Origin of the sequence: Caulobacter sp., from assembly GCF_965279145.1 — a bacterium.
In the GTDB taxonomy this organism is placed as follows: domain Bacteria; phylum Pseudomonadota; class Alphaproteobacteria; order Caulobacterales; family Caulobacteraceae; genus Caulobacter.
This window is the reverse complement of the sequence record NZ_OZ257139.1, coordinates 3,038,263-3,049,579: the sequence shown is the minus strand read 5'-3', so window position 1 is coordinate 3,049,579 and position 11,317 is coordinate 3,038,263. Positions and strand designations below refer to the sequence as shown.

17 protein-coding genes are annotated in these 11,317 nt (G+C 67.0%); 8 read left to right on the top strand and 9 right to left on the bottom strand.

The window, feature by feature from the left end; translation table 11 throughout:
• Positions 1-3 precede the first annotated feature (3 nt).
• Positions 4-390, top strand: coding sequence for a hypothetical protein (locus ACQY9P_RS14190; RefSeq protein WP_421738638.1), 387 nt, complete (start codon positions 4-6; stop codon positions 388-390).
• On the opposite strand, the gene ACQY9P_RS14185 is transcribed toward ACQY9P_RS14190, so the two are convergent.
• From ACQY9P_RS14185 to ACQY9P_RS14175, 3 genes are read right to left on the bottom strand one after another with little or no spacing between them, the layout of a single operon-like run.
• On the bottom strand, positions 358-759 hold the full coding sequence (locus ACQY9P_RS14185) for a RusA family crossover junction endodeoxyribonuclease (RefSeq protein WP_421738639.1): 402 nt from the start codon (positions 757-759) through the stop codon (positions 358-360). The genes ACQY9P_RS14190 and ACQY9P_RS14185 overlap by 33 nt on opposite strands.
• The gene (locus tag ACQY9P_RS14180) at positions 756-1,295 is read right to left on the bottom strand and encodes a DUF1697 domain-containing protein (RefSeq protein ID WP_421738640.1); all 540 of its coding nucleotides are present in this window, start codon (positions 1,293-1,295) and stop codon (positions 756-758) included. The genes ACQY9P_RS14185 and ACQY9P_RS14180 overlap by 4 nt, the downstream gene beginning before the upstream one ends.
• Before the next feature lie 3 nt (positions 1,296-1,298).
• Positions 1,299-1,619, bottom strand: coding sequence for a YbjQ family protein (locus ACQY9P_RS14175; RefSeq protein WP_421738641.1), 321 nt, complete (start codon positions 1,617-1,619; stop codon positions 1,299-1,301).
• Between the two features lie 114 nt (positions 1,620-1,733).
• On the opposite strand from ACQY9P_RS14175, the gene fumC reads away from it, so the two are divergent.
• The 5 genes from fumC to ACQY9P_RS14150 all read left to right on the top strand — a co-directional run bounded on the left by fumC (position 1,734) and on the right by ACQY9P_RS14150 (position 5,054).
• Positions 1,734-3,125, top strand: coding sequence for a class II fumarate hydratase (fumC, locus tag ACQY9P_RS14170; protein ID WP_421738642.1), 1,392 nt, complete (start codon positions 1,734-1,736; stop codon positions 3,123-3,125).
• Complete coding sequence (locus ACQY9P_RS14165; protein ID WP_421738643.1) at positions 3,125-3,574, top strand: GNAT family N-acetyltransferase; 450 nt, start codon at positions 3,125-3,127, stop codon at positions 3,572-3,574. Before fumC ends, ACQY9P_RS14165 begins: the two co-directional genes overlap by 1 nt.
• Positions 3,575-3,746: 172 nt before the next feature.
• Positions 3,747-4,487: an AAA family ATPase gene (locus ACQY9P_RS14160; RefSeq protein WP_421738644.1), complete on the top strand. Its 741-nt coding sequence runs from the start codon at positions 3,747-3,749 to the stop codon at positions 4,485-4,487.
• Between the two features lie 14 nt (positions 4,488-4,501).
• Positions 4,502-4,744, top strand: coding sequence for a type II toxin-antitoxin system CcdA family antitoxin (locus ACQY9P_RS14155; RefSeq protein ID WP_421738645.1), 243 nt, complete (start codon positions 4,502-4,504; stop codon positions 4,742-4,744).
• Between the two features lies 1 nt (position 4,745).
• Positions 4,746-5,054 carry a CcdB family protein gene (locus ACQY9P_RS14150; RefSeq protein WP_421738646.1) on the top strand — a complete coding sequence of 103 codons (309 nt, stop codon included), beginning with the start codon at positions 4,746-4,748 and terminating at the stop codon, positions 5,052-5,054.
• 7 nt (positions 5,055-5,061) lie between these two features.
• Here ACQY9P_RS14150 and ACQY9P_RS14145 read toward each other — a convergent pair whose 3' ends face one another.
• From ACQY9P_RS14145 to ACQY9P_RS14135, 3 genes are all read right to left on the bottom strand, one after another.
• Complete coding sequence (locus ACQY9P_RS14145; protein ID WP_421738647.1) at positions 5,062-5,466, bottom strand: YccF domain-containing protein; 405 nt, start codon at positions 5,464-5,466, stop codon at positions 5,062-5,064.
• A gap of 105 nt (positions 5,467-5,571) precedes the next feature.
• Positions 5,572-6,159, bottom strand: a complete 588-nt coding sequence (locus ACQY9P_RS14140; protein WP_421738648.1) for a hypothetical protein — start codon at positions 6,157-6,159, stop codon at positions 5,572-5,574.
• A complete protein-coding gene (locus tag ACQY9P_RS14135) occupies positions 6,159-7,169 on the bottom strand; it encodes a polyprenyl synthetase family protein (RefSeq protein WP_421738649.1) in 1,011 nt (336 codons plus the stop codon). Before ACQY9P_RS14135 ends, ACQY9P_RS14140 begins: the two co-directional genes overlap by 1 nt.
• A gap of 213 nt (positions 7,170-7,382) precedes the next feature.
• On the opposite strand from ACQY9P_RS14135, the gene ACQY9P_RS14130 reads away from it, so the two are divergent.
• Complete coding sequence (locus ACQY9P_RS14130) at positions 7,383-8,042, top strand: tRNA1(Val) (adenine(37)-N6)-methyltransferase (RefSeq protein WP_421740092.1); 660 nt, start codon at positions 7,383-7,385, stop codon at positions 8,040-8,042.
• Positions 8,043-8,048: 6 nt separating this feature from the next.
• On the opposite strand, the gene ACQY9P_RS14125 is transcribed toward ACQY9P_RS14130, so the two are convergent.
• Positions 8,049-8,612 carry a nucleoside 2-deoxyribosyltransferase gene (locus tag ACQY9P_RS14125; protein ID WP_421738650.1) on the bottom strand — a complete coding sequence of 188 codons (564 nt, stop codon included), beginning with the start codon at positions 8,610-8,612 and terminating at the stop codon, positions 8,049-8,051.
• 54 nt (positions 8,613-8,666) lie between these two features.
• Between ACQY9P_RS14125 and ACQY9P_RS14120 the strand changes: the two genes are divergently transcribed.
• Positions 8,667-9,464 (top strand): CAP domain-containing protein, encoded by a 798-nt coding sequence (locus tag ACQY9P_RS14120; RefSeq protein ID WP_421738651.1) that lies wholly within the window; start codon positions 8,667-8,669, stop codon positions 9,462-9,464.
• Position 9,465: 1 nt separating this feature from the next.
• On the opposite strand, the gene ACQY9P_RS14115 is transcribed toward ACQY9P_RS14120, so the two are convergent.
• Both ACQY9P_RS14115 and ilvC read right to left on the bottom strand, forming a co-directional pair.
• Positions 9,466-10,059, bottom strand: coding sequence for a YceI family protein (locus ACQY9P_RS14115; RefSeq protein ID WP_421738652.1), 594 nt, complete (start codon positions 10,057-10,059; stop codon positions 9,466-9,468).
• 134 nt (positions 10,060-10,193) lie between these two features.
• On the bottom strand, positions 10,194-11,213 hold the full coding sequence (gene ilvC, locus ACQY9P_RS14110; protein ID WP_421738653.1) for a ketol-acid reductoisomerase: 1,020 nt from the start codon (positions 11,211-11,213) through the stop codon (positions 10,194-10,196).
• Positions 11,214-11,317: the final 104 nt, after the last annotated feature.

The following is an 11,317-nucleotide window of genomic DNA, read 5'->3' as shown; positions in this document are numbered from 1 at the left end:
GACGTGTCAAAGCAGGACGGTTTGATTTTCGCCGGCGCCGGGCTGGGGGCGTGGCTGGCCGCGACGCTGTTCTACGCGGCGTTCGGAGGCGGCGTTCTGGAGAGCGCCTTCTGGTTCTACGCCATCAACGCCTTCCTGGCGGCGGCGTTCGGGACCTTCGTGTTCCACATCACCGCGCGCCTGCGCCAGATCCGGCGCGGCAGGCGCACGCTGCCCATGCTGGCCTTCGTCGCGCCGGGCCTTGTCGGCAGCGCCCTGGTGATCGGACAGTTCCAGGCCCTGATGCCCACGGCCGACCCGGTCAGCATCGGCCGCTACGGCGCGTTCCTGGCGGTGTTGTTCGTGGCCCTGGCCGCCTCAGCCTTCGAGCGTCCGCCGCAAAAGGCCTGACGCCCGCTTGCGCACCAGGATGATGATCCGCTCGCGGTCCCCCGGCCGGCGCTCGACCAGTAGCCGGCCGACCTGGGCGTCGTCGTGGAAGGCGTAACCCTTGATCGAATCCAGCAGCGCCTTGGCCAGATTGTCCAGATCCATCCAGGGCGGCTCGCCGATATATTCCATGAAGATGTCGACCTCGAATTCGCCCCAGGCTGGCCGCGCGCCGCGCCAGACCTTGCGGAAGAACTCGTAGATCAGCGGCTTGTAGTATTTGCCCTGTGTGGTCAGGCCGTCGACCACCAGGGTCAGTTCGCCCCCACCTTCGCGCGCGCGCACCTTGCCGTGGTGGGTCCAGTCGGCGCCGTCGAGATCCAGGCTCACAGGCCCACCATCTCAGCCAGCTTGCCCACGGTGTTCCAGTTGCGCGTGGTGCCGGTGGGATAGCGCTTGGTCTTCTTCCAGTCGCGATCCAGCATCGACTCGCCAATGCCATCGGGGAACACGACATAGAGCTCGCGGCCCACGGCCTCGACCGTCTCGCGTCCGGTGATCGCCGCGCGCAACACCTCGACATCGTCCTGGGCGATCGGCGCTTTCAGGAAGTTGACCAGCAGGTGATTGGGGCCGGTCGCGGCCTTTTCCGGATAGGGATTAGCCTCGATGATCGCCTTCAGCTCTGCCGGCGAGCGGACCATGAAGTCGGTGCGCAGGCCCATGCGCTTTTCCAGGCCGTCTTCCAGGCGTTGCTCAAGCGCCGCGCCGCCGGGGTCATCGCCCCACAGCACCAGATTGCCGCTGGCCAGCAGGGTCTTGGCCTCGTCAAAGCCCAGGTCCCTAGCCAGGCCCAGCAGGTCTTCCTTGAGGACCTTGCGCTTGCCGACATTGACCGAGCGTAGCAGAGCGATGTGCGGGCTCATGGGCTAGAGCCGCTCGACCTTGACGGCGGTTCCGTAGGCCAGGACCTCGGTGATGCCTTCCATGATCTCGTTGGCGTCGTAGCGCATGGCGATCACGGCGTCGGCGCCCAGCTCCTGGGCGTGCTGGACTAAGAGGTCATAGGCCTCCTTGCGGGCCGTCTCGGCCAGGCTGGTGTAGATCGACAGGTTGCCGCCGAAAATCGACTGGATAGAGCCGCCGATATTGCCGATCACGCTTCGTGATCGCACGGTGATCCCGCGCACCAGGCCAATGTGAGAGACGACGCGATACCCGGGCAGATCATTGGTCGTGGCGACAAGCATGGCGCTTCTCCTTGCGTCAGGCCGGTATAGCCAACGCGGTTGCGGCGCACCATGCCGTTGCGAAGCATCGCCTCGGGGGGTAGACCGCGCCATCAGCCTTGAGGACCCAGCCGCATGACCGCCACGCGCATCGAAACCGACACCTTCGGCCCGATCGAAGTCGCCGCCGACCGCTATTGGGGCGCTCAAGCCCAACGCAGCCTCGGCAACTTCAAGATCGGCTGGGAAAAGCAGCCGCTGCCGATCGTCCGCGCCCTGGGCATCGTCAAGCGCGCCGCCGCCGAGGCCAATCTGGCGCTGGGCAAGCTGGACCCGAAGATCGCCGAGACGATCATCGCCGCCGCCAATGAAGTGATCGACGGCAAGCTGAACGACCACTTCCCGCTGGTGGTCTGGCAGACCGGCTCGGGCACCCAGTCGAACATGAACGCCAATGAGGTGATCTCCAACCGCGCCATCGAGATGCTGGGCGGCGAGATGGGCTCCAAGAAGCCCGTCCACCCCAACGACCACGTCAATATGAGCCAGTCGTCGAACGACACCTTCCCGACGGCCATGCACATCGCCTGCGCCGAACAGGTGGTCCACGACCTGATCCCGGCCCTGAAACACCTTCACAAGGCTCTGGCCGCCAAGGCCGCCGAGTGGAAGGACATCATCAAGATCGGCCGCACCCACACCCAGGACGCCACGCCCCTGACGCTTGGCCAGGAGTTCGGCGGCTACGCCCAGCAGATCGAGAACGGCATCGCCCGCCTCGAAATGACTCTGCCGATGCTGATGCAGCTGGCCCAGGGCGGCACCGCCGTCGGCACCGGCCTGAACGCCCCTGTCGGCTTCGCCGAGCTGGTGGCCGAAAAGATCGCCGGCGTCACCGGCCTGGCCTTCACCACCGCCCCCAACAAATTCGAGGCCTTGGCCGCCCACGACGCCATGGTCTTCACCCACGGCGCCATCAACACGGTCGCCGCCAGCCTGTTCAAGATCGCCAACGACATCCGCTTCCTGGGCTCGGGCCCGCGCGCCGGCCTGGGCGAACTGGCCCTGCCCGAGAACGAGCCCGGCTCGTCGATCATGCCGGGCAAGGTCAATCCGACCCAGTCCGAAGCCCTGACCCAGGTCTGCGCCCAGGTGTTCGGCAACCACTCGACCCTGACCTTCGCCGGCAGCCAGGGTCACTTCGAGCTGAACGTCTTCAACCCGGTGATGGCCTACAACTTCCTGCAGTCGGTGCGCCTGGTGGCCGACGCCGCGATCAGCTTCACCGACAACTGCGTGGTCGGCATCGAGCCGCGTATCGACAACATCAAGAAGGGCGTCGAGAACAGCCTGATGCTGGTCACGGCCCTGAACGGCAAGCTGGGCTATGACGCCTGCGCCAAGATCGCCAAGACCGCGCACAAGAACGGCACCACCCTGCGCGAGGAAGCCGTCGGCGGCGGCTACCTGACCAATGAAGAGTTCGACGAATATGTGCGGCCGGAGAAGATGATCTCGCCGGGCTGATGCTTCAGCTCGTCAGGATCTTTGACGACCTGCCGGAGGACTTCGACGACCTCGTCGCCGAAGCCTCCGGCGAAGGCGTGCGCAACCCGGCCCTGCTGGCCGACGGCTGGCAGGCTGGCGAGCGCTTCGAAGGCGACGGCGAGGCCCTGTTCGCCGCGTTCCTGGCCGGCACGCTCGCCGGGATCGGCGGCCTGTCGGTCGAGACCGGCGCGGTTGAACCCGCCCGCCGCCTGCGCCGCCTGTACGTTTCTCCGCGCTTCCGCCGCCAGGGCGTCGCCACCGCCCTCGCCTCCGCCCTGATCCATGAAGGCCTCGACAGCGTCGGCCTGCTAACGGTCAACGCCGCCGCCTCGCCGGCCGCCGGACCGTTCTGGGAGGCGCAAGGGTTCACCGCTGACGCAACCGGCCCCTGGACCCACGCCCTGCGCCGGAGCATTCCCATGGAATGACCCGGGACGCCCAAGGCCGCGCCCGCCTGCTGCAGCCGCTGTTCATCTGGGCGCCGCTCTGGGCCAGCGGCGTCAGCGACTGGCCGTTCCGACCCTCAAGATAGATCACAGCCTTTCGGTTGCAATCATCACCGAATATGCAATCTTGGCGTGAACATATCAGGAACATCCGATGGTCGCGCTGGACCGCCCTTACTGGATTGAAGCTCGCATTGAACCGCGAGAAGGCTGGGACGCCGAGGCCTATCCCTTCAATCTCCCGGTTCTGCGCGGTCTCGACAGCCTCCAGTTCCATCCCCACGTAACGTTCCTGGTCGGCGAGAACGGCTCCGGAAAATCGACGCTGATCGAGGCCTTGGCGGTCGCCTGGGGTTTCAACGCCGAGGGCGGGTCGAAGGACCATCAGTATTCAACCCGAGAGTCGCATTCGCCCCTGCACCGCTTCATTCGACCTGTCCGAGCGCCCTTTAAGGCCCGAGACGGCTACTTCCTGCGCGCCGAGAGCTTCTTCACCACCGCGAGCTATCTGGAAACCTCGGGCACGAGCCGACGCGGACAGGCGGGCCTGCATGAGCGGTCGCATGGCGAGGCGTTCTTCGATCTGTTCGATCACCGCTTCGAGGGCGACGGTCTCTACATTCTCGACGAGCCCGAGGCGGCGCTCTCGCCCAGCCGGCAGCTGTCGTTCCTGGCCAAGCTGCATCAGCTGGTGCTGGCCCGCTCGCAGCTGATCATCGCCACCCATTCGCCGATCATTCTGGGCTATCCCGACGCCTGGATCTACGAGACCTCCGAGCGAGGGCTGGAGCGTGTGGAATACGAAGACCTCGACCACGTCACGGTGACCCGCAGCTTCCTCAACCGCCGCCAGACCTTCCTGGACGTGCTGCTGTCGGAGGATGAAGAGGAATGATAATCTCCCGCCCCATGGACGCTCCTGAAGGCGATATCGGCATAGATCCGGAACTGCTGGCCCAGGCCCAGCGGCTGGGAGTCTTGATCGCCGGCATGAGCGAGACCCAGCTTCGCTTGCATCTGCAGAAGGTCGACCCCGCCGGCGCCGAGGAACGCGCGCGACGGTGGGCGGAGGAGAACGCCGAGGCGATCAAGGACCACAACGCGCGCATCGAGAGACGCGGCCTGATTTCGGACCATTTCAGGAAGTGGTGAGTTGCGGCAGTTCGACGCCTATCTCAACCCCTCGGCAACGAGCCGTGACATTGCGCCGTACCTGGTGGTGCTGTCATCGCACCATCTGCGCGACCTGACGGATGTCATCGTGGCGCCCGCAATATCCGACGCCACCCGCGCCGTGGGCGTTGTCGAGCTTTTGGTAGAACTTGACGGCAGGCCTCTCGTGCTCGTCATCTCAGACCTGTTCAGCGTCTCCTCAGACCAACTGAGGAGACGTGCGGGCTCTCTCCTTCCCCACGAAGACGAGATCCGCCGCGCCCTCGACCGGCTGTTCACCGGCTTCTGACGCCGGGCTAGCGCCGCACCACCACGACTTCGCGGCCGATCGGCGCCAGGGCGATGATCGCCAGCTGGAAGTCCTTGATGGCGAAGGGGATGCCGATGATCGTGATGGCTTCGGCGAAGGCGATCATCAGGTGGCTCAGGGCGATGTACCAGCCACCCAGGATGAACCAGATGATGTTGAGCAGGAAACCCAGAGGGCCCGTGCCCAGGTCGCCCCTGCCGGTGACGATCTCGCGGCTGACGATCTCCTTGCCGAACGGCCAGAAGGCGAAGCCCGCGATGCGCCAGGCCGCGCCGGTATAGGGCAGGCCGACAACCGTGATGGCCAGCAGCGCGCCGCCCAGCAGCCACAGCAGACCGGAAATCCAGCCGCCAAGGATGAACCACAGGATATTCAGAATCAGTCGGATCATCGCGCCCGTCCGCCAAAGCCAGACCTAGACGTGGCCATGATCGCATCGATTGTCGAGACCGGGCGGCCGGCGTTACGGCGAATTCACCCGGCGGGCGGCGTCAGCCTACTTGATCAGCTGCCACCGGCGGGCCCACCGCGCCTGCCCGACCTTGCCCAGAGCCAGCAGATAGAGACCGGCATAGATCACCGTGCCGACGCCGATCAGGGCCCAGGCCCAAGGACCGGGCATGTGCAGCGTCGGCGCCGTGGTCACCCAGTCATGGCGCGGCGAGGTCAGTTCCAGCCACAGACCGCCCACCCAGGCCGTCGCGAACAGGGCCACGACCGGATAGCGCAGCACAGGACTGCGCTGGACCAACAGCAGGGTCTGCACAAGGCCCGCGGCCGCGAAGGCCCCCAGCCCCGCCAGCCAGGGCTGCCATGGCCCAGGAACCCACCGCGCGACCCGCAGGCCGGCCCAGACCGGCGCCCACAGCACAGGCCCGAACAGCAGCAGGATCAGCACCAGCGCGACCAGCACGCCCACGCCGCCGCCGATCACCTTGCCCGCGGCCTCACCGGCCTGGTGGGCGCGCACATTGGGATCGCCGCTGGGATTGGCGGCCGAGGTGGCGATGACGGTGTCAAGACGCGGCAGGTCGTCCGTGGTCTTGGGCAGTCCCAGGAACAGGGGCTCTTGCCGCCGCGCCATCAGGCTCTCCGGCTGACCGCGAAATCGGCCAGGCTTTCCAGAGCCGCGCGCCAGTCATTGGCCGGGAAGATCGCCAGAGCGGTCTTGGCCTTGTCGGCATAGTCAGCGGCCAGGTCCAGGGTGGCGTCCAGGGCGCCCGAGCCGATGATCAGCTCGCGGGCCCGGCGGAAATCGGCCTCGGTCTGCTCGCGACGGCCGATGGCCCGCTCCCAGAACTCGGCCTCGCGCGGACCGGATCGGGCGATCGCCAGCAGCAGCGGCAAGGTGGCCTTGCCTTCGCGGAAATCGTCACCGGCGTTCTTGCCCAGGGTTTCGGTCGCGCCGCCATAGTCCAGGGCGTCATCGGCCAACTGGAAGGCAAGGCCGAGGTTCATCCCGTAGGCCCGCAGGGCGTCGGACTTCTCCGCCTCGACCCCGGCCGAAACCGCGCCGGCCTCGGAGGCGGCCGCGAACAGCTCGGCGGTCTTGGCCTGGATGATCTCCAGATAGATCGCCTGGGAGAGATTGAGGTCGTGGCTGCGCATCAGCTGCAGCACTTCGCCCTCGGCGATGACGCGGCTGGCGCGGGCCAGGATCTCCAGCGCCTTCATCGAGCCTGTTTCCACCATGAGCTCGAAGGCCCGGGCAAACAGGAAGTCGCCGACCAGAACGCTTTGGGCCGCGCCCCAGATCAGGTGGGCCGCGACCTTGCCGCGTCGCAGCTGGCTGCCGTCCACGACATCATCGTGCAACAGAGTCGCGGTGTGAATGAACTCGACCGAGGCGGCCAGCTTGAGACAGGCGTCGTTGTCGGAACCGACCAGACGCGCGGCGGCCACGGTCAGCAGCGGACGCAGGCGCTTGCCGCCCGCGGCGATCAGGTGCTCGGCCAGGGCCGGAATCACCGGCACGTCGCTCTGCATCCGGTCGGTGATCAGCTGATCGACGCCGGCCATGTCGACGGCGGCCAAATGAACCAGACGATCCACCGATCCCGGCGCTCGGGCGAGGGTCGCTGTGGCTACGTCCAAAACCGTATTCTCCTTGACCGACGCCGTAAGGCGGCCGGGCTTGCATCCGCCCTCCAGCAGGATCAGCCGTTGCGAGGGACAATGGTGGCGGGATAGGTCACGGTCAAGGCGAGCACAAGGCCCGAAACGTTGGACGACACTCCGCTTACCGAAGATCACGTGCTGAATGGGCGCGTCCGGCTGCGCCAGAAGGCCGGCGGATACCGCGCGGGCATGGACGCGGCGCTCTTGGCGGCCGCCTGTGACGCGGGCCCGGGCGACCGAGTTTTCGAGGCGGGCTGCGGAGTCGGCGGCGCGCTGCTGGCGGCGGCGGCCCGGCGGCCGGGCGCCCTCTTTCACGGGCTGGAGCGCGATCCCGAGGCCGCGGACCTGGCGCGGGGCAATGTCGCGCTCAACGCCATGACCGATCGGGTCGAGATCACCACCGGCGACGTCCAGGCCGGCTTTCGCGCCCTCGACCTGCCCGTCTTCGACGCGGCGATGTCCAACCCGCCCTTTTTCGACGACCCGGAGACCCTGCGAGCCCCCGCCCCCGCCAAGTCCGGCGCATGGATGGCGGACGGCGGCCTGGGGGCCTGGACGGGTTTTCTGCTGAAGGCCGTTCGAGAGGGCGGGACCATCACGATGATCCACCGCGCCGACCGTCTGGCCGATATCCTGGCCCTGCTGGCGCCCAAGGCCGGCTCCTTTAGAATCAGACCCGTCCAGCCCTTCGCCGACGCGCCGGCCAAGCGGGTGATCGTGCGGGCGATCAAGACCGGCAAAGCGCCGCTGGTGCTACTGCCGGCGCTGGTGCTGCACGACCGGGATGGCGGACAGCATTCGGCGGCCGCCGAAGCGATCCTGAGGGGGGACGCGGATCTGGGGTGGTGACCCGCCCTATTCCGCGTAGAGCGCCAGGGCGTCCAGGCACAGCTCCAGACCGGTCAGGTCGTGCGTCAGGTCGGGCGTGATGATCACGAACAGCCGCCGGACCTCGGCCCACAGCATCACGGTTTCAGGCAGGCCGAAGTTCTCGACCACGCAGCCCTCGCCATCGCGCCAGACGCCGGCCTCATCGCGCTGGGCGCCGACCCCGGATTCGACGCGGTCGACATATTCGGCCTGACTCTCGTCGGCCACGTTCAAATAGCCAAAGATTGGCCGCCCCAGGCCCGCCAGGACCCCGGCCTCGAACGCCGCCCCGGTCTCGACGGAGGGCCCGCGCCACGGAGTCAGGTTGACCACGCCGGCGTCGGCCTGACGCAATCGCGCCATCCGGGCGGCATAGAGTTCCCGCGCTTCCAGCTCCCCCACCTCGCCCGCGCCGCGCGGGATGGGGTCGGGGGTCAGACCGGTAAAGCCCGAGTCGAGACACAGGGCGCGCTGACGCGAGGCCTGGATCTCGAAATCGGGAAGCCAGACCTCAGGGCCGGCCAGCCATATGGAACGCACGGGACGCATGAGGTCTTAGAGCTGGGTCCCGGGGGTTCCTGTCAATCACTGTTAAGAGCCGCGATGCCGCAAATCCTTCGAAGAGCCTTTCTGGGCGCCCCGCTGTTGCTGCTGGCTCACCCGGCCCTCGCCGCCTCGATCGCGCCCTGGAGGGCCTATGAACGGCGGCTGCGGGCAGGTCTGGACGACGCGGCCGGCGGCGAGTTCGATGCGGATTTCGAAAAGATCCTGCTGGACCTGAACACCCTGATCCGCGACCGTCAGGGCCTGACAATGCTTGCTCCAGACCCCGGCCTGACGCTGGCGGCGCGGGCCCATGCCGTCGACATGGCCAGGAGCGGCGTGTTCGACCATGCCACCGCCGACGGCTTCACCACGGCCGGACGCGTGGGCCTGCTGGCCCGCGACCTGGTGGGCGCTCCCGGCGAGAACATCGCCCTGCGCCGCAACGCATCCGGGCCCGTCACGCCCGACCAGATCATGAACCAGTGGCGAACCAGTCCCGGCCACCGCGCCAACCTCCTGGCCCGGGGGTTTACCCATGCCGGCTACGGCGTTCTGCGCCAGGGCCCGCGCGTGATCGCGGTGGGGGCCTATGCCGAGGTCGCTGCTCGCCTGGAACGGCCCGCGCCCCTGCGCGTCAGCTCGGTCGACCAGATCGCCGCCGCCCTGACGCGCGCCACGCCAACCATCGCCCAGTTCTCGGTGTCCGAGCCCGGCGCGGACGTCCTGACCACCACCTATGTCGAGGGTCGGCCGCCTTCGGTCTTGCCGCCGGGGGCCTGGCAGCTGCGCCCCCACCTGTCGTCGGGCGCGCACCGCTACCAGGTGGCCTGGGGGCCGGTGTTCTTTCTGGACTAGCCTACTGCGCCACCGCCAGGGCCTCGATGCGGATGGCGACGTTGTCGCCGATCACGCCGGCCGCGCCGGCGCTGCCGAAGGCCTTGCGGCTGACCGAACCGGTGATGGTGAAGCCGGCCTGGCGCTTCTGGTTGTTGGGCGCATTGCCGATCTTGTTCAGCTTGACGTCCAGGGTGGCCGGCAGCGTCACGCCCATGATGGTCATGTCACCCGTGACCTTGGCGGTGTCGGCGCCGGTCTTTTCGACCTTAGTCGACTTGAAGGTCATGGTCGGATTCTTGGCCGCGTTCAGCCAGCGCTCGCCCTTGAGGTGCTCGTCACGGGTGGGGTTGGCGGTCAGCAGGCTGTCGACGGTGACGGTGGCCTCGACGCGCGACTTCTCGGGCGCGGCCTCGTCCAGCCAGATCGTGCCTTCCGACTTGGCGAAGATGCCGATCACGGAGTTGAAGCCGAAACGGTCGATGACGAAGGTGGTCTCGGTATGGGCCGGGTCGAGCGTATAGGCGACTTCGGCGGCGGCGCTGGGGCCGGCGGCGCCCAGGGCGGCGCAAGCGGTCAGAACAGCGAACACCGGGGCGGCAAACAGGCGCTTCATCGGACGATCCCTCCCGTCCCCAAGCGGGACAGGCAGACATTCCTGTGCTCCATCGCCGATCGCAACCCTGAAATGAAAAAGCCCCCGACCTTGCGGCCGAGGGCTCTTCCTGGGGGTCTTTGGGAGACCGTTCGTTAGTTCTTGGTGACGTCGACGAGCTTGTTCTTGGCGATCCAGGGCATCATGCCGCGCAGACGCGCGCCGACTTCCTCGATCTGGTGCTCGCCCGCGCGGCGGCGGGTAGCCTTGAACGAAGGTTGGCCGACGGCGTTTTCCAGCATGAAATCGCGGACGAACTTGCCCGACTGGATGTCTTCCAGAACGCGCTTCATCTCGGCCTTGGTCTCGGCGGTGACGATGCGCGGGCCGGTGACATATTCGCCGTACTCGGCCGTGTTGCTGATCGAGTAGTTCATGTTGGCGATGCCGCCTTCATAGATCAGGTCGACGATCAGCTTCAGTTCGTGCAGGCACTCGAAATAGGCCATTTCCGGCGCGTAGCCGGCTTCCACCAGCACTTCGAAGCCGCAACGGATCAGCTCGACCGTGCCGCCGCACAGGACGGCCTGTTCGCCGAACAGGTCGGTCTCGCACTCTTCGCGGAAGTTGGTCTCGATGATGCCCGAGCGACCGCCGCCGATGGCCGAGGCATAGGCCAGGCCCAGGTCCAGCGCATTGCCGGTGGCGTTGTGATGGACAGCGATCAGGCAGGGCACGCCGCCGCCCTTTTGATACTCGCCGCGCACGGTGTGGCCGGGGCCCTTGGGGGCGACCATCAGGACGTCGATGGTGTCCTTGGGCTCGATCAGACCGAAGTGGACGTTCAGGCCGTGGGCGAACAGCAGGGCCGCGCCATCGCGGATGTTGGGGGCGATGTCGTGCTTGTAGATCGCGGCCTGATGCTCATCGGGCGCCAGGATCATGATCAGGTCGGCCCAGCCGGCGGCTTCGGCGACGGTCATGACCTTCAGGCCTTCGCCTTCGGCCTTCTTGGCGGTCGGCGAGCCGGCGCGGAGCGCCACGGCGACGTTCTTGGCGCCCGAGTCGCGGAGGTTGAGAGCGTGCGCGTGACCTTGCGAACCATAGCCTACGATCGCGATCTTCTTGTCCAGGATGCGGGCGAGGTCGGCGTCGCGATCATAATAGACGCGCATGTTTTTTCTCCAAGGACTGGTCAAATTGGCCACCCCGCGCAACAGCGAAGCGACAAAGGCCGGGCGTTTGAGCGTTTTTTTGCCGTTTCGTCAAGGTGCGGCGC